This window comes from Nocardioides thalensis, assembly GCF_013410655.1.
GTDB classification, from domain to species: domain Bacteria; phylum Actinomycetota; class Actinomycetes; order Propionibacteriales; family Nocardioidaceae; genus Nocardioides; species Nocardioides thalensis.
On the sequence record NZ_JACCFP010000001.1, the window covers coordinates 3,298,691 to 3,317,094 of the forward strand.

An 18,404-nucleotide genomic window follows, 5' to 3' on the forward strand; every position below is an offset into this window, starting at 1 on the left:
TGCCGACTCGTGGTGCAATGAGGCGCGATGGACTCCAACGCGCTGCCCCGCGGGCGTCACGACCTGACGCCTGAGCAGGTCCGCGAGATCCAGCGCGGGCGGCTGCTCAGCGCGATGGCCGACTGCGTCGCCGACAAGGGCGTCGTCGACACCACGGTGGCCGACGTGATCGCTCGCGCCGGGGTCTCCCGGCGCACCTTCTACGAGCTGTTCAAGGACAAGAACGACTGCTTCGACGCGGCGTACCGCCTCGGGGTCACAGTCCTCACCGATGCGATCCGCGAGGCCCAGTCCGAGCCCGGCAGCTGGGAGGAGCGCGTCGAGCGCAGCTTCGTCGCGCTGACCGAGGTGATGGCGGCCAACCCCTCCTTCAGCAAGCTGTGCATCCTCGAGGTCTGGGGAGCGGGCGCGGAGGCGCGGGCGACCCACTACGAGACCATCCAGGGCTTCCGGGTCTTCCTCAAGGAGATCGAGGACGACTTCGGAGACGTCGTCTTCTTCGGCCTGGTCGGCGGCATCTCCAGCATCCTGTTCCGCGAGATCGAGGCCGGCCGCACCGAGGACATCAGGCGGATCGTGCCGGGCCTCGTCCGGTTCGTGACGCTGCCCCTCGCCGGCCTCCGCGCCCGCGAGGACAACGCCTGAGGGGCGGTCTAGTCATCACCCAAGTGACCCTTGACACATTAAGAAACATTGCTGTTTCTTTTGTCTCGGGAGGGACCTCACAGAACCGGAGAACCCATGCTTCGCACTGCCCGCCGTCTCGCGACGCTCGCCGCCACCACCACCGCAGCAGCCGCTGCGCTGGTCGCCGCCCCCGCACCGGCCCAGGCCGCACCGGTGACGTTCGAGAACTGCCCGACGTACTCCGACCAGTGCTTCAAGGCGGTGACCACCGGCGGCTCGTTCACGATCGGTCCGCTCACCCTCCCGCTCGAGGGTGAGATCACGCTGACCGGCGGCATGTCGGGCACCGAGATGGTCACGCCGCTCGACGAGCCCAAGCTCGTGGCGACGCCGTTGCAGGTGCCCGGCGGCCTGCTCGGCCTGGCGGGCACCGAGAAGCTGCTGCCCGGCGTCACCGACATCAAGGCCACCACGCAGCTGGCCGGGGTGCCGGAGATCAACATCTTCGACGTGCTGTACGGCGAGGGGCCCGGCGTGATCCTGCCGGTCAAGATCAAGCTGGCCAACCCGCTGCTCGGGCCGAGCTGCTACATCGGCTCGGACGCGAACCCGATCACGCTGCGCCTGACGACCGGCACGACCGCTCCCCCGGCGCCGAACCAGCCGATCACCGGGGACCGGGGCACGCTGACCTTCGACCCCGCCTCCGGCGCGGTGGTCACCGAGGGCACCCGCATCGTCGACAACGCGTTCGCCGTGCCGGCAGCAACCGGGTGCAGCGCGCTGGGCGTCAAGCTGCTCAACCTCGACTCGGTCGTCAACGGCCGGCAGAAGCTGCCGTCGCCGGCGGGCACCAACACGGCGATCCTCGAGTCCAGCTCGGCGTTCGGCCCGAACCCGGCCGGCTGACCCGCTGAAGACGAGACCGCGGCGGGGGGGTGTGGCACCCCGCCGCCGCGGTCGTCGTCCAGAGGTGGATCAGAGGTTGATCATGTGCCCCGCGATGCCGTGGACGGCCTCCTTCATGGCCTCCGACAGCGTCGGGTGGGCGAACACGTTGCGGGCCACCTCGTCCGCGGTCAGGTCCCACTGCTGGGCGAGGGTGAGAGCGGGAAGCAGCTCGGTGACCTCGGGGCCGATCATGTGGGCGCCGAGGATCTCGTTGTGCTCGGCGTCGGCGACGATCTTCACGAAGCCCACGCCCTCGGCCATGCCGCGGGCCTTGCCGTTGGCCGAGAACGGGAACGACGCCGTCTTGACGTCGAAGCCCTTCTCCTTGGCCTGCTGCTCGCTGTAGCCGAAGGAGGCGATCTGCGGCTGGCAGAACGTGGCGCGCGGGATCATGTCGAAGTCGATCTCCATGGTCTCGGCGCCGCCGATCGTCTCGGCCGCCACGACGCCCATCGCCTCCGCGGTGTGGGCCAGCATCAGCTTGCCGGTGCAGTCGCCGATGGCGTAGACGCCGTCGACGTTGGTGCGACCGCGGCCGTCGACGGCGATCGCGCCGCGGTCGGTCAGCTCGACTCCGGTGTTCTCCAGGCCGTAGCCCTCGACGCGGGGCGCGAAGCCGAACGCCGCGAGGAACTTGTCGGCCTCGAGCAGCTGCTCCTCGCCCCCGCCGGCGGCCGGGGCGACGGTGACCTTCACGCCGGAGCCGGTGTCCTCGACGCTCTTGACCGCCGTCGAGGTGAGCACCTTGACGCCGAGCTTCTTGTACTGGCGGGCCAGCTCCTTGGAGACGTCGGCGTCCTCGGTCGGCACCATCCGGTCGAGGTACTCGACGATCGTCACGTCGACGCCGAAGTTCTTCATGACGTAGGCGAACTCGACGCCGATCGCGCCGGAGCCGCCGATGATCACCGAGCCCGGCAGCTGGTCGTCGAGGATCTGCTCCTCGTAGGAGACGATGTTCTTGCCGTTGATCTCCACGCCCGGCACGGTCCGCACGGTGGCGCCGGTGGCGATGATCAGGTCGTCGCACGTGTGCGCGGTGACGTCGCCGTTGTCGTCCTGGACGTCGATCGCCTTCGGGCCGGTCAGCGTGCCCCACCCGTCGATCTCGGTGATCTTGTTCTTCTTCATCAGGTAGTGGACGCCCTTGGCGCTCGCCTCGGCCACGCCGCGGCTGCGCTTGTGGGTCGCGGCGAAGTCCATCGTGGCGTCGCCGGAGATCCCGAACGTGCTCTTCTCGTGCGTGATGATGTGCGCGATCTCGGCATTGCGCAGCAGAGCCTTGGACGGGATGCAGCCGACGTTCAGACAGACACCACCCCAGTACTTCTTCTCCACCACGGCGACGGACTTGCCGAGCTGCGCGGCGCGGATCGCGGCGACGTACCCACCGGGGCCGGCACCGAGGACGAGGACATCAAAGTGGGTCACGCCCCAAGCCTAGTGTTGTGCCCGAGGTCACAGACAGGGCATCCTGCTCGGCACATCCGGAGGCCACTCGGCGCCCCCGGAAACAAGAGAAGGATGCTCCCCACCATGTCTCGGATTCTCGGATTCGTTGCGGCCTGCGCACTTGCCGCTGCATCACTCGTGTCGGTGCCCGCCCCCCAGGCCGGCGCCACCGCAAACCCCCTGGTCAACGTGATCGTGACCCTCGCACCCTCGGCCGACCCGAACGCGGTCTCGGCCGACCTGCTGGGCGGCGAGCCCGGCGAGGTCACCCACGTCTACGACCACGTGATCAACGGCTTCGCCGCGTCGCTCCCGCAGGCCCTGCTCACCGTCCTCCGCGGCGACGCCCGGATCCAGCGCATCGAGCTCGACCGCGGCGTGACCGCGAGCGACACCCAGTCGCCGACCCCGAGCTGGGGCCTCGACCGCATCGACCAGCGCGACCTCCCGCTCAGCAACAGCTTCACCTACGGCTCGTCCGGCGCGAACGTGGACGCCTACGTCGTCGACACCGGCATCCTCACCACGCACCCCGACTTCGGCGGGCGCGCGGTCCACGGTCGCGACACCGTCAGCGGCGACAACGACGCCACCGACTGCAACGGTCACGGCACCCACGTCGCCGGCACCATCGGCGGCACGAAGTACGGCGTGGCCAAGGCGGCGAACCTGATCGCCGTCCGCGTGCTCGACTGCAACGGCTCCGGCTCCACCGCCGGCGTGATCGCCGGTCTGGACTGGGTCGTCGCCCACCACCAGGCCGGAGACCCCGCGGTCGCCAACATGAGCCTCGGCGGGGGCGCGTCGGCGACGCTCGACGACGCGGTCCGGCGCGTGATCGCCGACGGCGTCACGATGGCGGTCGCCGCGGGCAACGAGAACACCGACTCGTGCACCAAGTCCCCGGCCCGTACGGCGGAGGCGCTCACCGTCGCGGCGAGCACCATCAACGACGCGCGTGCGTCGTTCTCCAACCGCGGCACCTGCGTCGACCTGTTCGCGCCGGGCGTCGACATCACCTCGGCGTGGCTCGACAACGGCACCAACACGATCAGCGGGACGTCGATGGCGACGCCGCACGTGGCCGGGGTCGCGGCTCAGTACCTCGGCGCGAACCCGAACGCCAACCCGGCCACGGTGAGCAACGCGATCCTGGCCGCCACCACGAAGGGCAAGATCTCGGGCACGGCGCGCACGTGCACGCTGATCATCCTGTGCCAGCCGGCCACGCCCAACAACCACCTGCTGTACACGAACAACTGAGGTCCGGAGGTTTCGAGGCTCCTCGCTGCGCTCGTCGCACCTCAACCACCGGCCTGCCGGTGGTTGAGGTGCGAGGCCGGCCACGGCCGAGCCTCGAAACCTCCGGCCCAACCACTAGCCTGAGCGCCGTGACCGCGTACGCCGCCTACGGGACCAACCTCGATCCCGCCCGGATGGGCGAGCGGTGCCCGCACTCGCCGCTCCAGACGACCGGGTGGCTGACCGGCTGGCGGCTCACGTTCGGCGGCGAGGAGCACGGCTGGGACGGCGCGCTCGCGACGATCGTCCAGGACCCGCTCGAGCAGGTCTTCGTCGCGATCTACGACGTGCCGCAGCAGGACGTCGCCTCGCTCGACCAGTGGGAGTCGGCCGACTCCGGCCTCTACCGCAAGGTCAAGGTGCGGGTGACCACGCTCATCGGCGAGGTCGTCGCCTGGACCTACGTGCTCGACGCCTACGAGGGCGGCCTGCCCTCGGCTTCGTACCTCGGCGTGCTCGCCGACGCCGCCGAGGCCGCGGACGCCCCGGCCGACTACGTCGCGCGACTGCGCCGGCGCGACTGCCGGTCGACGGGGTTGTGAGCCGGAGTTTCGAGCCCTTCGAGGCTCGCAAGCTCGCACCTCAGGACGAGGCAAGGCCGCGGCCGGCCTCGCACCTCAACCACCGGCATCAGGTCAAGTGTCCTGCTCGCGCGTGACCACTGCCACTGGAACTCGTTGCACCTAGCGTGCGAACCCCCGTGAGCCCGTCCCGTTCCCGCCGCGCGCTCGTCGCCCTCGCCGCCGTCGGCAGCCTGGCCGCGACGGTCGCGACCGGAGGCGCCACCGCGGCACCGCCCGCCCCCGCCGAGAGCGCCGACCCCGGCCTGGTCGACGTGATGTGGGTCGGCAACAACTGGGACGGCACCGCCAGCATCGTCGACGCCACCACCCTCGAGGTGCTCAAGCGCGGGGTGAACCTCATCCCCGACAAGGCGGCCGAGACGAACGCGATCATGACCAACCCGGTCAAGCTCGTGTTCTACCTGGCGATCAACGCGGGCCCCGGCCAGGGCCACAACCAGTACGTCGACGACATGTTCACGACGCGTGACGGCAAGTACCTCGCCGTCTCCCGCCCCAGCTTCGCCGACGTGGTGTGGATCGACATCGCCAAGGCCACCGCGGGCCGCACCGACTCGATCGTGCGCGAGCAGCAGATGGACGGCTACCGCACCGACCACATGCAGCTGTCCAACGACGGCCGCCGGCTGCTGGTGTCCGACTCGACCTCGCGCCAGGTCATCGAGTACTCGATGGTCGACGAGACCCTCCCCGACGGCACGGTGGTCCGGATGGGCGACCGGCTGCGGACGTTCGAGTCCGGCGAGACGCCGCACGAGAGCAACTACACCGCCGACGGCGAGCGGATCCTGCACGCCTCGATCGGCCGCGTCTACACGCCCGCTGACGACCTCGACGCGTCCGACCTGACGCTGATGGGGATCAACCTCCAGCAGCTCCTCGGGCCCCTCGGCGGCCTGCTCGGGCTCGACCGCCTGCTCGCGGGTCTCCCCTGGCACGCGCTCGAGGGCGCGGTGAAGTCCGACCGCTGGCTCCAGTACGTCGACAACGAGACGTTCGAGGTCCTCGAGCGCTGGGACATGAAGCACGAGCTCGCCGAGGCGGGCCACCCGGGCATGAGCAGCGCCGTCCGCCCGGTCGCCGTCGACCCCGACGGCCGCCACCTCTACCTCCAGGTCTCGTTCCTGCACGGCTACGTCGTGTTCGACACCCAGGCCGCCGACCTCAATGGGACCAGCGACTACACGCTGGGCACCGAGGCCGAGCCGGCCACCGGTGCCGTCGTCGACGTCGTCGACCTCGAGCGCACCTACCCGAACATGTCCCGCGAGGCCTACGTCAACGACTCCGCGCACCACGGCATCGCCATCAGCGACGACGGCGAGACGCTGTGCGTCGCTGGCACGATGGACGACTACGCGGCGCTGGTCGACGTCGAGTCCGGCGAGGCGACGTACTTCGACGAGGAGACGACCGGGCACCACTACGGCAAGCCGTACTGGTCGACCGAGGGCCTCAACGACACCTGCTGGGTCTCGCTCTCCGACGACGACGCCGTCGCGGTGCTGTCGACGGCGACGGGCGAGGAGGTCGGCTACCTCCAGGTCGGCAACCACCCGCAGCGGGTGCGCCACGGCTACGTGCCGGCCGCCCTCGCGGCGCAGTGGTGACCGCGCCGCGTACCCTCGCACCGTGACTGCCGCCCCCACGCCGTACGACCTGGCCGAGCAGGCCGCCGCCCGACTCGCCGAGCTCACCGGCGTCGCCCGCCACGACGTCGCGCTCGTCCTCGGCTCCGGCTGGCTGCCCGCCGTCGACGCCCTCGGCGAGGCGACCGCCGAGATCGACACCACCGACCTGCCCGGCTTCAGCGCCGCGGCGGTCGCGGGCCACTCGGGGAAGATCCGCTCGATCAAGTCCGGCGACCGGCAGCTGCTGGTGTTCCTGAGCCGCACCCACTACTACGAGGGCAAGGGCGTCGCGGCGGTCGTGCACGGCGTCCGTACGGCGGCCGTGGCCGGCTGTCGCGCGATCGTGCTGACCAACGGCTGCGGCGGCCTCAAGGACACGTGGGAGCCCGGCCAGCCGGTGCTCATCAGCGACCACATCAACCTGACCGGCCGCTCCCCCATCGAGGGCGCCAACTTCGTCGACCTCACCGACCTCTACTCCACGCGACTGCGCGCTCTGTGCAGGGAGGTCGACCCGACGCTCGACGAGGGCGTCTACGTGCAGTTCCCCGGCCCCCACTACGAGACGCCGGCGGAGATCAACATGGTCCGCGCGATCGGCGGTCACCTGGTCGGCATGAGCACGACGCTCGAGGCGATCGCGGCCCGCGAGTCCGGCATGGAGGTGCTCGGCATCAGCCTGGTCACCAACCTGGCCGCCGGCATCACGGGCGAGCCGCTCGACCACGCCGAGGTGCTGGAGGCGGGTCGAGCGGCTGCGTCCCGGATGGGCTCGCTGCTCTCGCAGGTCGTGCCGCGGATCTGACGGTCAGCTGGCGCGGTTCATCCCCCGCACGCCGACGGCCAGGCCGAACGCACCGACGATCGCGGACGCGGCCAGCCCTGCGAGCACGGTGCCCGCGGACCAGTCACCGGCGAACAGCGCGCGCTCGGCGTCGACGACGTACGTCATCGGGTTGAGGTCGGAGGCGACCCGCAGCCACTTCGGCGCGCCGTCGAGCGGGAGCAGCACGCCGGCGAGCAGCAGCAGCGGGAAGACCGCGGTCTGCTGCACGGTCCAGAACACCCACGCCTGGTCCTTGACCGCGCCCGCCAGCGCGATGCTGAGCGACGCGAGACCGATGCTGAACGGCACGAGCACCACGATTCCGACGACGACGCCGAGCGCGTGCAGGTCGAAGCTGAACGGCGTCACCGCGGCCACGATGATCAGCGTCTGGAGGACCAGCGGCACCACCTCGCGCAGCGCCTTGCCGACCATCACGGCCGACCGGCGCAGTGGCGAGACCAGGATCCGCTCGTGGGAGCCGCTGATGATCTCCTCGCTCAGGTTGGCGCCGGTGAACGAGGCGCTCATCAGCGCGGTCATCGTGACGATGCCGGGCACGAACCACTGGAGCGCGCTGCCGCCCTCGCTCTCCGGGAGGAGCGGCGCGAACAGGCCAAGGAACACCAGCGGCTGCACCATCGCGAACAGCACCGACGGCGGGTTGTGCAGCACCGGCCGAAGCTCGCGGATGGTGCTCGTCCAGACGTCGCCGAACCAGGTGGTGGGTCGGCTCGCGTAGTCAGAGGTACGGCGCGCGGCGCTCGTCGTGACGGCCGGCGCGGTCATCTGCATCTCGATGGTCATGCTGCTGCTCCTTCGGTGTCGCCCTGCTCGGTCTGGTCGGTGCTCATCTGGTCGGCGGCGCCGCCGTCGCGGAGGCTGCGGCCGGTGAGGTCGAGGAACACGTCGTCGAGCGTCGGCCCGACGACCTCGACCCGCTGGGCGGGCGTGCCCGCGATGGCGAGGTCCGCGACCAGGCCGGGGGCGAGCTCGCGGCCGCCGGCCGCGCGGATGCGCACCTCGGCGTCGGTCACCGTGACGTGGGCGCCCGACCAGCGGTCGGCGCGCTCGGCGGCCGCCACGGCGTGCCCGGCGTCGCCGAAGCCGAGCACCACCAGGTCGCCCAGGGCGGACTTCAGCCGCGGCGCGGAGTCGTCGGCGATGACCTGGCCGTGGTCGATCACGATCACCCGGCCGGCGAGCGCGTCCGCCTCCTCGAGGTAGTGCGTCGTCAGCACGATCGTGGTGCCGTGCTCCCGGTTGAGCCGCTGCACCTGCTCGGCGAGGTTGGCCCGGTGCTGCGGGTCGAGGCCGGTCGACGGCTCGTCGAGAAACAGGACCGGCGGCTCCTGGACCAGTCCGATCGCGACGTCGAGCCGACGCCGCTGGCCGCCCGACAGCGTCGACACCGGTCGGTCGGCGTGGTCGGCCAGGTCGAACGCGGCGAGCAGCTCGTCGACGCGGGTGCGCGCCACCGAGCGCGGCAGCCCGTGCGCGCGGGCCTGCGCCATCAGCTCGTCGCGGCCGCGCTGCTGGTGGGCGGCGGCGTTGCCCTGCCCGACGAAGCCGATGGAGCGCCGTACGGCGGCCCGCTCGCGGACGACGTCGTGGCCCGCCACCTCGGCGGTGCCGCTGGTCGGCGCGATGAGCGTCGTGAGCATCCGGAGCGTCGTCGACTTGCCGGCGCCGTTGGGGCCGAGGAACGCGACGAGCTCGCCCGGGGCGACCTCGAGGTCGAGGCCGCGGACGGCCTCGACCGTGGACTTGTTGCGCGTGTAGTGGCGGGTGAGCCCGACGGTGCGGATCACCGGGCCACTGCTGACGGAGGTGCGGAGGTTTTCGGTCATGGCTCCACGCTAGAAGCGCTTTAGGCCAGTTTCTGTCCGCTTTATGATTCAATCTGGGGACATGAGCACGAGTGCCCGGATGCTGCGGCTGCTGTCGCTGCTCCAGACCCACCGCTTCTGGTCCGGCGGCGAGCTGGCCGACCGGCTGGAGGTGAGCCCGCGGACGCTGCGCCGCGACGTCGACCGGCTCCGGGAGCTCGGTTACGACGTCGACGCCACCCGGGGCACCGCTGGCGGCTACCAGCTGCGCGCCGGCGGGTCGCTCCCCCCGCTACTGCTCGAGGACGACGAGGCGGTCGCGATCGCCGTCGGCCTGCGCAGCTCGGCCGGTGGGTCCGTTCACGGGATGGAGGAGACGTCGGTCCAGGCGCTGACGAAGGTCATCGCCCTGATGCCGCCGCGCCTGCGTCGGCGGATGGACGCGGTGAAGTCACAGACCGACACGCTCCAGTGGAGCGGCGGGCCGGTCCTCGACGCCGGCGTGCTGACGACGATCGCGCAGGCCTGCCGCGACGATGAGCTGCTCGACTTCGACTACGAGGCGGCCGACGGTACGTCGACCCACCGCCGCGTCGAGCCGCTCCGGCTGGTGACCATCGGGCGGCGGTGGTACCTCGTCGCCTACGACCGCGACCGCCAGGACTGGCGCTCGTTCCGCGTCGACCGGGTCGTCGGCAGGCCGTCGACCACGGGCCAGCGGTTCCGCCCGCGCGAGCTGCCGGCGCCCGACGCGCTCACCTACGTGCAGTCCAAGCTGCGCTCGCAGCCGCAGCGCTACGAGGTGCGGATTCGGCTCGCGTGCCCCGCCGCCGAGGTCGAGGAACGGATGGGCCGCTGGGCCGACGTCGAGGCGCTCGGCGACGACGAGTGCCGGATCGTGATGCGCACCGACACCCTCGACTGGCCGGTCCTCGCGCTGTCGGGCTTCGACTGCGACTTCACCGTCGAGTCCCCCGACGAGCTGGTCGAGCACCTGGGACGGCTGGGGGCGCGGTTCAGCGCGGTGGCAGCTCGGTGAGCTCACGCACGCCGTACGCCCGCCCCCGCTCCTCCCGCACCCACACCGGGTCCGCGGTCGCGACACCCTCGGCGACCAGCTCGCGCTTGAGCACCTTGTTGGTCGCCGTCGAGGGCAGCCGCTCCATCAGCCGCACGAAGCGCGGCCAGGCCTTCGGCGACAGGTCGTCCTGAGCGGCGAGGAACTCCTCGAGCTCCGCGGGCGACAGGGTCGCGCCGTCCCGCAGCACAAGGGCGCACATCAGCTGGTCCCCGACGTTCGCGTCCGGTACGCCGTACACGGCGACCTGGCTGATGGCGTGGTGCCGCAGCAGCAGCCGCTCGATCGGCGCGGCGGCGAGGTTCTCGCCGTCGACGCGCAGCCAGTCCGCCGTGCGCCCGGCGAGGTAGACGTAGCCGTCGGCGTCGCGGTAGGCGAGGTCGCCCGACCAGTACATGCCGCCGTCCATCCGCTCGGCGGTGGCGCGCTCGTCGTTGTAGTAGCCGGTGAAGAACCCGGCGCCGGTGGTGTTGACCAGCTCGCCGACGGCCTCGTCGAGGTTCGTCACGCGGCCGGACTCGTCGAAGACCGCGCGCGGGCACTCGGTGCGGGTCTCGCGGTCGTAGACGGCGACGCCGTCGTGCGGCATGCCGATCGAGCCCGGCGGCGTCTCCGGGACACGGGTGACGATGACCGCGTTCTCGGTGGACCCGAACCCGTCCCACACCACGCAGCCGAAGCGGCGCCCGAACTCGGCGATGTCGCGGTCGGACGCCTCGTTGCCGAACGCCACGCGCAGCGGGTTGTCGCTGTCGTCGGGCCGCTCCGGCGTCGCGAGCACGTAGGCGAGCGGCTTGCCGACGTAGTTGAGGTACGTCGCGCCGTGGTGGCGGATGTCGGCCAGGAACCCGCTGGCGCTGAACCGCCGCGCCAGCGCCAGCGTCGCACCTGCTCCGACGGCCGGGCCGAAACCCGCGGCGATCGCGTTGCTGTGGAACAGCGGCATCGCGCAGTAGCAGACGTCGTCCGGCGTCAGCGAGAACCGGTCGACGAGCATCGTGCCGGCGACGACGACCATGAAGTGGGAGACCTGCACGGCCTTCGGGTCGCCGCTGGTGCCCGACGTGAAGATCAGCATGAACGTGTCGAAGGCGCCCCGCTCGGGGAAGCCGTCCGTCGTCGTCGGCGCCGCCGCGACCCGCGCCGCCCACACGTCGCCGTCGGTGTCGACGACCTCGATGCCGCCGAGGTCGAGGCCGTCGAGCAGCGGCAGGTGCTCGGCGTCGGTGAGCAGCACGCTGCAGTCGGCGCGCCGGACGTCGGCCGCGAGCGCCTCGCCGCGGCGTGTGGCGTTGACGCCCGCGGTCACGTGGCCACCGATGGCTCCCGCGGCGATCGCCATCGCCATCTCGGGGGTGTTCTCCATCAGCGCGCCGACGTGCAGCGGCCGGCCGTCGGCCTCGTAGGACCGCAGGACGTGCGCCCGCGCGGCGGCCGCGGCGACGTACTCGCGCCAGGTCCAGGTGCGGTCCTCGAACGCGAGGCCGGTCGTGTCGCGCTCGGCGTTGGCCAGGAGCAGCTCGCGGACGGTCTCAGCCACGTGCGGGCTCCTTCACCGTCAGGTGCCGGCGGAGGAAATGCACCGCGTGCCGCACGGCGGGCTCGTGCCACGGCTTGCCGGGGAACACGTCGAAGTGGTCGCCCGGGTAGTGGCGCACCTCGGCGCGGCCGGCGAACGCGGCCTTCGCCTGCGCGTGCGGCGGCGCGCTGCGGTCGTAGTCGGCGATCTGCACGAGCCACGGCGCGCGCAGCCGCTTGGCGTCCTTCGCCGGCGCCCGGCCGCCGAGCTCCATCACGACGTCGGCGGCGATCTCGTTGCGCCAGGTCGGACCGGCGATCGCGAGGTAGTCCTCGTAGGCGCCGGGCAGGGTGAGCGCGCCGGGCTCCCCCGGCCGCCCGACCACCGGGATCATCGTCGGGCCGCGACCGGCTGCGCGCTTGAGCTTGCTGGCGATGCCGGCACCGGTCGAGAGGATCAGCTGCGTCGCCTCGTGGTGCTTCGCGGCGAGCCGCGCCGCGGCGAGGCCGTCGACGAGCGGGACGACGGAGACGACGGCGGCGATGTCGTCACGGTCAGCGGCCGCGGACACGACGTGGCCGCCGCCGAGCGAGACGCCCCAGAGCACGACCCGCTCGGGGTCGACCCCCGGGAGCCCCTGGGCGGCGGCGATGGCGGCCCGCAGGTCGGCGACCTGCTGGGCGACCGAGACCACCTGGCGCGGCGTCCCCTCGCTGCCGCCGAAGCCGCGGTAGTCGATCAGCACCGCGTCGAGCCCGGCGTCGGCGAACGCCTCGCCGAACGGCAGCAGCCCGGAGTCCTTGGTGCCGGCGAGGCCGTGGCAGAGGACGACCACCGGGCGGCCGGCGGCGGTGGCGAGCTCGTCGCTGCGGCCGGCGATGTGCCACGCCTCGCAGGCGGTGCCGTCGGAGTCGAACGTGAAGGTCTCCATCAGCTTGCTCCTCCGTAGATGGTGCTGAGCCAGATCGTCACGAGCGCATCGACGTGCTGCTCGCGCGGCGGCCCGAGGCCGAGCGCGTGCCGCTCGACGGCCTGGTCGTTGAGGTCGAGCAGTACGGCGCCCAGCGCGCTCGCGTCGGGGCCGGCGACGGCGTGCCCCGCCGCCCGCTCGCGCTCGATCATCTCGGCGACCATGCCCGCGAAGTCGGCGCGTCCGGCCTCCCACATGTCACGGACGCTCGGCGACGTCGCGCGCGCCTCGAGCAGGGCGCGGTAGGTGTGCGGGCTGCGGTCCACCGCGTCGAACAGGGTGTTGATCACCGCGCGGATCCGCGGCTCCGGCTCGCCCTCGGCCTTCACCAGCAGGTCGGTGGCGTCGGACGCCTCGTCGTACAGCTCACCCATCAGCGCGAGCACCGCGACGGCCTTGCTCTCGAAGTAGAAGTAGAACGCCGACCGGGTGACGCCGGCCCGGCGCGAGATCTCGGCGACGTTGACCTCGTCGAGGGACTGGTCGCGCAGCAGCTCGTCGAAGGCGCGCAGCAGCGCCGTACGACGCTCGTCGCCACGGTTGACGCTGCGCCGGTCGACCAGCCGCGCCCATGGCCGGTCGGTCATCGGGCCAGCCCCGCGGGCAGCTCGCGGGTGCGCATCTCGTGCTCGTAGAGGAAGTAGTCGAGCTGTTGGGTGTGCCGGGGCCGCTGCACCATGTGGCCGGTGTACTTCTGCTGGTCCTCGTCGATGACCCGCTCCATCTCGGGGATCGGCGGCAGCTTGTAGTCGCCCCGCGCCCATGCCGCCACGCACCGGGTCTGGCACTCCACGAACGGGAAGAGCGTCGGCACCGCCTGCGCGAAGCCGACGAACGCGAGGTCGTCGATGCCGGGCTTGAAGATTCGCTTGTAGAGGCGGATGTGGTTGTCGGGTGCGCTGATGAACTCGGGGTCGAAGAACGGGAACGTGATGTTGTAGCCCGTCGCGTGGACGACGACGTCGAAGTCCTCGCTGGTGCCGTCGCTGAAGTGCACGGTGCTGCCGTCGAACCGGTCGATGTCGCCCTTCGCGCGCAGGTCGCCCGAGCCGAGGCGCAGCGGCAGCTCCACCGACTGGGTCGGGTGCGCCTCGAAGAACCGGTGGTTGGGCGTGGGCAGCCCGTAGTCCTCCGGACGCCCGGCGCTGAGCGGCTGCATCCAGTGCAGCACCCGCCGCTGCCACGCGTACGGGATGTGCGGCGAGGTCTTGTAGTACTTGTCGGCCGGCTTGCCCGCGAAGTACTTCGGCACGATCCACGCGCCGCTGCGGGTCGAGAGCACCACCTCGTTCTGGAGCGCCTTGCTCGATAGCTCGACCGCGATGTCGGCGGCGCTGTTGCCGATGCCGATGATCAGGATCCGCTTGCCGCTCAGGTCATACGGCGTCCGCGGGTCGATGTAGGAGTGCGAGTGCATCGTCGTGCCGGTGAACTCCCCCGGCTTGTCGGCGAAGCGCGGGTCCCAGTGGTGGCCGTTGGCGACGACGAGCAGGTCGGCGTGCCGGGTGCCGGTGCGCTGGGTCTCCAGCCGCCAGCCGCCGCCCTCCGACGCCGGGAGCCGCTCGGCGTGCACGACGCCGTTCTCGGGCTCGATATTGCGGTGCAGGTCGAACGCCTCGGCGTAGGAGTCGAGGTAGGCCTTGATCTGGGTGTGGTGCGGGAAGTCCGGGTAGTCGTCCGGCATCGGGAAGTCCTTGAAGGACAGCTGGTGCTTCGACGTGTCGATGTGCAGCGACCGGTAGGCGCTGCTGTGCCCGTTGGGGTTGCCGAACGCCCAGTTGCCGCCGAGCCGGTCGGACGACTCGAACGTCGTCCACTCCAGCCCGTAGTCGTCGAGCATCTTGCTCGTCGTCAGACCGCTGATGCCCGCACCGATGACGGCGACCTTCGGCTTGCCCATGCCCAACTCCTTGACAACCGGGGGTGACCGGCGTCACGTTAGGCCCGCAACTGACACGTGTCAACGGACGCCGACGAGCGTCAGGACAGGAGCGGGCATGACCGAGTCACGCGTGGTCGTGGTGGTCGGGGGCGCCTCCGGGCTCGGCGCCGCGACGGCCGACCTGCTGCGGCGGCAGGGCGACACGGTGGTGGTCGCCGACCTGGCCGGCACCCCGGCCGACGTGGCCGTCGACGTCACCGACGAGGCGGCGGTCGAGGCGCTGTTCGACGGCGTGGTCGCCGAGCACGGCGGCTTCCACGGCGTCGTCAACTGCGCCGGCACCAGCACGCTCGCCCGGGTCGTGGACCACGACGCCGCGGAGTGGCGGCGGATCGTCGACGTCTGCCTGACCGGCGCGTTCCTGGTGCTCAAGCACGCCGGCCGGCGGGTCGCCGACGGCGGGTCGCTGGTGTCCCTGACCTCGCTCAACGCCCGGCAGCCGGGCAGCGGCCTCGCGGCCTACTGCGCGGCGAAGGCCGGGCTGGTCGCGCTCACCGAGGTCGCCGCGCTCGAGCTCGGGCCGCGCCGCGTGCGCGTGAACGCGGTCGCCCCGGGACTGGTCGTCACGCCCCTGACCGCGCCGGCGATGGACATCCCCGGCGTCCGCGAGGAGTACGTCGACAACACCGTCCTCGGTCGTCCGGGCGAGCCCGCCGAGATCGCCGCCGCCTGCCGGTTTCTGCTCTCCGACGACGCGGCCTGGATCACCGGCGAGACGCTCGACATCAACGGCGGCGCCCACCTGCGCCGCTACCCCGACCTGGTCGGCCTGGTCGAGACCGCGTTCGGGGCCGGTGGTTGAGGTGCGACGAGCGCAGCGAGGAGCCTCGAAACCTCCGGTCTTCACCAACAAGTCCGCCATCGTCACCGGCGGCGGCTCCGGCATCGGCGCCGCCCTCACCCGCGCCCTCGTCACCGCCGGCGCCGACGTCGTGTGCGCGGACCTCGATCTCGCCGCAGCCGAGAAGACGGTCGCCGGCGTCAGCGGCCCCGGCTCGGCGACCGCGCGGGACGTCGACGTCACCGACGCCGACCAGGTCCTGCAGGCCGTGGAGGACGTCATCGGGACCCACGGCCGGATCGACCTGATGTTCAACAACGCCGGCATCAGCCTCCTCGGCGACACCGAGGACCTCACCCTCGCCCAGTGGGACGCGATCATCGACGTCAACGTGCGCGGGGTCGTCCACGGGGTGCACGCGGCCTACCCGCGGATGGTCGCGCAGGGCGGCGGGCACATCGTCAACACCGCCTCGGCGGGCGGCCTGATGGCCGGCGGCCTGCTGACGTCGTACGTCATGACGAAGCACGCCGTGGTCGGCCTGTCGCTCGCGCTCCGCACCGAGGCCGCCTCGCGCAACGTCGGCGTCACCGCGATCTGCCCGGCGGCCGTGGACACGCCGATCCTCGACAAGGGCGAGCTCGGCCCGGTGCGCGGGCGCGACTACTTCCTCAAGGGTCAGGGCATCCGGCGGCCGATCGACCCCGACGTGCTCGCGGGCAAGGTGCTCGCCGCGGTCGCGGCCGACAAGTCGCTCGTGGTCGAGCCGGTGCAGGCGCGGATCGCGTGGCGGATCGCCCGGCTGTCGCCGGCGTTCGTACTGAGGTCGGGCACGAGGTTCGTCGAGAAGCAGCGCGCTCGGGCCCGCTGAGGTTCACTGCACCTCGAAGGCCCCGATGTCGATCGGACCGACCTTGCGCGGGTTTCCGGCGAGGTCGGTCGTGCCGGCGTCGACCGGGACGCCGCGGTTGATCAGCGGCGAGCCCGCGGCCGGCGCCCGGTCGGCACCGAGCTTCGGCGTGCCGTAGCTGCCCTTCGTCTCCCCCGTCGCGGCCTTCCACCGCTTGTAGCCGCGGATGTCCTTGCCGCGCAGCGTCCACAGCGTCGCGCCGGCCGGCCGGGTGGCGGCGAACCACCGGTTGCCGGCGAAGCTCATCCGCCCGGTGTCCTTCGCGTAGCCGGTGAGGATCTTCCCGCCGAGCGAGATCGCGAGGACGTTGTTGACCATCCGCACCCGGGACAGGTTGAAGTTCAGGTAGACGAGGCCGTAGCCCTTCCGCAGGTTGTCGGGCTCCACGAACGTGTTGTTGACGACGCGTACGTCGCGCACGGCGCCGCGGTCGGCGGCGTACCCGCCCATCGTGAGGCCGCCCTGCTCGGTGTCCTCCACCAGGTTGTTGCGGACCAGGATGCCGGTGGCCGCAGCGCCGCGCTTCCTCGACTCGGCGCCGATCTCGATGCCCAGGTCGGCGCGGCTGACGCGGTTGCGCTGGATGATGATGTCGCGGCCGCCGTCGACGTAGATGCCGGCGGCGCACGCGCAGTTGTCGTAGCCGGGGTTGTCGGCCGTGTCGACGTCGTCGATCACGTTGTTGGCGATGACGCCCATGCGCGCCTGGTCGTTGCTCCCCGCGGTGCCCTCGAACCCGATCGCGTCGATCGCGATGTTGTCCACCCGCTCGACGGTGTTGCCGACGATCGTCCAGCCCCTCACGTTGCCGTTGACCACGATCGCCTCGCTGGTGCCGAGCCGCAGGTCGTGCACGTGGTTGTTGGCGATCGTCAGCCCGGAGATCGGCGTGCCGCCCGAGGTGCCGTAGACGGCGATCCCGTGGGCGTTGCCGACGCGGCCGCCGCCATAGCCGGCGGCGCTGATGTCGTGGATGTCGAGGTTCTGGAGGGTGAGGCCGGACGGGGTGCCCTCCACCCGCACGCCGACCGGGGTGTCGTCGACGGGGTGCACCCCCGCGAAGTCGGTCAGCTCGAACCCGTCGAAGACCAGGTGCGACTCGTTCCGGATGTTGATCAGCCCCCGCTGGCCGATCAGGTCGCGGCCCTCGCCGCTGATGACCACGTTCTGACCAGGCTGCTCCATGAACGTGATGTCGGCGTCGGCGCTGCCGGAGACCTTGACGTCGACGATCTCCTCGTAGGTGCCGCCGCGGACGACGACGAAGTCGCCCGGCCCGACGACGCCCGTCCGCTGGGCCGCGAAGTTGATCGATCGCCAGGGCTGCGCCGACGTGCCGGGGTTCGAGTCGCTCCCGGTGGTGCTGACGAAGAACACCTGGACCCCCGCGTGGGCCGGTGGCACCTGCACCGCGAGCCCGGGGACGAGGAGGGCGACCGCGGCCAGCGCGGCGAGCAGGAGACGCACGGAGCGGGGCATGGCGACCAGCGTGGCACCGCCGACGGGCACGCGGGCCCGGTTTCACGACCGCGTGACCGGACGTCTAGACCAGCCGTCGCTCGAGGCCGGCGCGACAGCCGGCCATCATCCGGTCGTGGTTCCACCGCAGCAGCGGGCGGGCGACGTACGACGCCGCGGCCAGCGCGCCGCGCGCGGCGACCTCCTGCTCGAACTCGGTGCGGGTGCCGCCGTCGGCCTCCGACAGGGTCCACCGCACCCAGCCGTCGAGGTCCCCGCTCAGCGCGACCTCGAGCACCGGCGCCTCCCGGGAGACCGCGTGCAGCACCAGGTCGAGGGTGTAGGGCAGGGCCGCACGGCACAGGACCCGCGCGGTGTCGTCGTCGATCTTCGCGACCGCGCGCACCTGCGGCCACCACTCGGGGTAGCGCTCGAGGTCGCTGACGACCGACGCCACCTCCGCCATCGACGCAGGCGTCACCCACGACGCTGAGAACGAGTACGACGTCCGCACCCCGCCATCCTGTCCGACCCGCACCGGCGG

General features: G+C 71.6%; 18 protein-coding genes. 9 read left to right on the plus strand and 9 right to left on the minus strand.

What is annotated here, in order from left to right:
- The first annotated feature begins 27 nt into the window (after positions 1 to 27).
- Together HNR19_RS16080 and HNR19_RS16085 are read left to right on the plus strand one after the other, a co-directional pair.
- Positions 28 to 645, plus strand: a complete 618-nt coding sequence (locus HNR19_RS16080) for a TetR/AcrR family transcriptional regulator (protein WP_179668856.1) — start codon at positions 28 to 30, stop codon at positions 643 to 645.
- A 96-nt stretch (positions 646 to 741) separates the two neighbouring features.
- Positions 742 to 1,536, plus strand: a complete 795-nt coding sequence (locus HNR19_RS16085) for a hypothetical protein (RefSeq protein ID WP_179668857.1) — start codon at positions 742 to 744, stop codon at positions 1,534 to 1,536.
- Between the two features lie 69 nt (positions 1,537 to 1,605).
- Here HNR19_RS16085 and lpdA read toward each other — a convergent pair whose 3' ends face one another.
- Entirely contained in the window at positions 1,606 to 3,009 is a 1,404-nt protein-coding gene (lpdA, locus tag HNR19_RS16090) for a dihydrolipoyl dehydrogenase (RefSeq protein WP_179668858.1), read from the minus strand.
- Positions 3,010 to 3,174: 165 nt separating this feature from the next.
- Between lpdA and HNR19_RS16095 the strand changes: the two genes are divergently transcribed.
- From HNR19_RS16095 to HNR19_RS16110, 4 genes are all read left to right on the plus strand, one after another.
- Positions 3,175 to 4,293: a S8 family serine peptidase gene (locus HNR19_RS16095; RefSeq protein WP_218910284.1), complete on the plus strand. Its 1,119-nt coding sequence runs from the start codon at positions 3,175 to 3,177 to the stop codon at positions 4,291 to 4,293.
- Between the two features lie 128 nt (positions 4,294 to 4,421).
- The gene (locus HNR19_RS16100) at positions 4,422 to 4,874 is read left to right on the plus strand and encodes a gamma-glutamylcyclotransferase (RefSeq protein WP_179668860.1); all 453 of its coding nucleotides are present in this window, start codon (positions 4,422 to 4,424) and stop codon (positions 4,872 to 4,874) included.
- Positions 4,875 to 5,032: 158 nt separating this feature from the next.
- Positions 5,033 to 6,526, plus strand: coding sequence for a YncE family protein (locus HNR19_RS16105; RefSeq protein WP_343047229.1), 1,494 nt, complete (start codon positions 5,033 to 5,035; stop codon positions 6,524 to 6,526).
- Positions 6,527 to 6,548: 22 nt separating this feature from the next.
- On the plus strand, positions 6,549 to 7,352 hold the full coding sequence (locus tag HNR19_RS16110; RefSeq protein ID WP_179668861.1) for a purine-nucleoside phosphorylase: 804 nt from the start codon (positions 6,549 to 6,551) through the stop codon (positions 7,350 to 7,352).
- Between the two features lie 3 nt (positions 7,353 to 7,355).
- Here the strand turns inward: HNR19_RS16110 and HNR19_RS16115 are convergent, their stop codons facing one another.
- Together HNR19_RS16115 and HNR19_RS16120 are read right to left on the minus strand one after the other, a co-directional pair.
- Positions 7,356 to 8,180: an ABC transporter permease gene (locus tag HNR19_RS16115; protein ID WP_246303526.1), complete on the minus strand. Its 825-nt coding sequence runs from the start codon at positions 8,178 to 8,180 to the stop codon at positions 7,356 to 7,358.
- Positions 8,177 to 9,223, minus strand: a complete 1,047-nt coding sequence (locus tag HNR19_RS16120; RefSeq protein ID WP_179668862.1) for an ABC transporter ATP-binding protein — start codon at positions 9,221 to 9,223, stop codon at positions 8,177 to 8,179. Before HNR19_RS16120 ends, HNR19_RS16115 begins: the two co-directional genes overlap by 4 nt.
- Before the next feature lie 61 nt (positions 9,224 to 9,284).
- Between HNR19_RS16120 and HNR19_RS16125 the strand changes: the two genes are divergently transcribed.
- Positions 9,285 to 10,241 (plus strand): helix-turn-helix transcriptional regulator, encoded by a 957-nt coding sequence (locus tag HNR19_RS16125; RefSeq protein ID WP_179668863.1) that lies wholly within the window; start codon positions 9,285 to 9,287, stop codon positions 10,239 to 10,241.
- Here HNR19_RS16125 and fadD1 read toward each other — a convergent pair.
- Genes fadD1 through HNR19_RS16145 form a run of 4 tightly spaced genes read right to left on the minus strand, consistent with a single transcriptional unit; the run spans position 10,219 to position 14,669 of the window.
- Entirely contained in the window at positions 10,219 to 11,820 is a 1,602-nt protein-coding gene (fadD1, locus tag HNR19_RS16130) for a fatty-acid--CoA ligase FadD1 (RefSeq protein ID WP_179668864.1), read from the minus strand. The two genes, HNR19_RS16125 and fadD1, sit on opposite strands and share 23 nt — an antisense overlap.
- Positions 11,813 to 12,730: an alpha/beta hydrolase gene (locus HNR19_RS16135; RefSeq protein WP_179668865.1), complete on the minus strand. Its 918-nt coding sequence runs from the start codon at positions 12,728 to 12,730 to the stop codon at positions 11,813 to 11,815. Before HNR19_RS16135 ends, fadD1 begins: the two co-directional genes overlap by 8 nt.
- Positions 12,730 to 13,356, minus strand: a complete 627-nt coding sequence (locus tag HNR19_RS16140) for a TetR/AcrR family transcriptional regulator (RefSeq protein WP_179668866.1) — start codon at positions 13,354 to 13,356, stop codon at positions 12,730 to 12,732. The genes HNR19_RS16135 and HNR19_RS16140 overlap by 1 nt, the downstream gene beginning before the upstream one ends.
- Positions 13,353 to 14,669: a flavin-containing monooxygenase gene (locus tag HNR19_RS16145; protein ID WP_179668867.1), complete on the minus strand. Its 1,317-nt coding sequence runs from the start codon at positions 14,667 to 14,669 to the stop codon at positions 13,353 to 13,355. The genes HNR19_RS16140 and HNR19_RS16145 overlap by 4 nt, the downstream gene beginning before the upstream one ends.
- Positions 14,670 to 14,766: 97 nt before the next feature.
- On the opposite strand from HNR19_RS16145, the gene HNR19_RS16150 reads away from it, so the two are divergent.
- Together HNR19_RS16150 and HNR19_RS16155 are read left to right on the plus strand one after the other, a co-directional pair.
- Positions 14,767 to 15,513, plus strand: a complete 747-nt coding sequence (locus tag HNR19_RS16150; protein ID WP_179668868.1) for an SDR family NAD(P)-dependent oxidoreductase — start codon at positions 14,767 to 14,769, stop codon at positions 15,511 to 15,513.
- A 1-nt stretch (position 15,514) separates the two neighbouring features.
- Positions 15,515 to 16,363: an SDR family NAD(P)-dependent oxidoreductase gene (locus tag HNR19_RS16155; RefSeq protein ID WP_179668869.1), complete on the plus strand. Its 849-nt coding sequence runs from the start codon at positions 15,515 to 15,517 to the stop codon at positions 16,361 to 16,363.
- A gap of 3 nt (positions 16,364 to 16,366) precedes the next feature.
- On the opposite strand, the gene HNR19_RS16160 is transcribed toward HNR19_RS16155, so the two are convergent.
- Both HNR19_RS16160 and HNR19_RS16165 read right to left on the minus strand, forming a co-directional pair.
- On the minus strand, positions 16,367 to 17,881 hold the full coding sequence (locus HNR19_RS16160) for a choice-of-anchor Q domain-containing protein (RefSeq protein ID WP_179668870.1): 1,515 nt from the start codon (positions 17,879 to 17,881) through the stop codon (positions 16,367 to 16,369).
- Between the two features lie 64 nt (positions 17,882 to 17,945).
- Positions 17,946 to 18,374 carry an SRPBCC family protein gene (locus tag HNR19_RS16165; RefSeq protein ID WP_343047230.1) on the minus strand — a complete coding sequence of 143 codons (429 nt, stop codon included), beginning with the start codon at positions 18,372 to 18,374 and terminating at the stop codon, positions 17,946 to 17,948.
- Between the last annotated feature and the right edge of the window lie 30 nt (positions 18,375 to 18,404).

Coding starts and splice junctions, on each gene's coding strand:
- HNR19_RS16135 (WP_179668865.1), bottom strand. CDS start 12,730: ATGGAGACCTTCACGTTCGACTCCGACGGCACCGCCTGCGAGGCGTGG.
- HNR19_RS16145 (WP_179668867.1), bottom strand. CDS start 14,669: ATGGGCAAGCCGAAGGTCGCCGTCATCGGTGCGGGCATCAGCGGTCTG.
- HNR19_RS16125 (WP_179668863.1), top strand. CDS start 9,285: ATGAGCACGAGTGCCCGGATGCTGCGGCTGCTGTCGCTGCTCCAGACC.
- HNR19_RS16085 (WP_179668857.1), top strand. CDS start 742: ATGCTTCGCACTGCCCGCCGTCTCGCGACGCTCGCCGCCACCACCACC.
- HNR19_RS16160 (WP_179668870.1), bottom strand. CDS start 17,881: ATGCCCCGCTCCGTGCGTCTCCTGCTCGCCGCGCTGGCCGCGGTCGCC.
- HNR19_RS16120 (WP_179668862.1), bottom strand. CDS start 9,223: ATGACCGAAAACCTCCGCACCTCCGTCAGCAGTGGCCCGGTGATCCGC.
- HNR19_RS16080 (WP_179668856.1), top strand. CDS start 28: ATGGACTCCAACGCGCTGCCCCGCGGGCGTCACGACCTGACGCCTGAG.
- HNR19_RS16140 (WP_179668866.1), bottom strand. CDS start 13,356: ATGACCGACCGGCCATGGGCGCGGCTGGTCGACCGGCGCAGCGTCAAC.
- HNR19_RS16115 (WP_246303526.1), bottom strand. CDS start 8,180: ATGACCATCGAGATGCAGATGACCGCGCCGGCCGTCACGACGAGCGCC.
- HNR19_RS16150 (WP_179668868.1), top strand. CDS start 14,767: ATGACCGAGTCACGCGTGGTCGTGGTGGTCGGGGGCGCCTCCGGGCTC.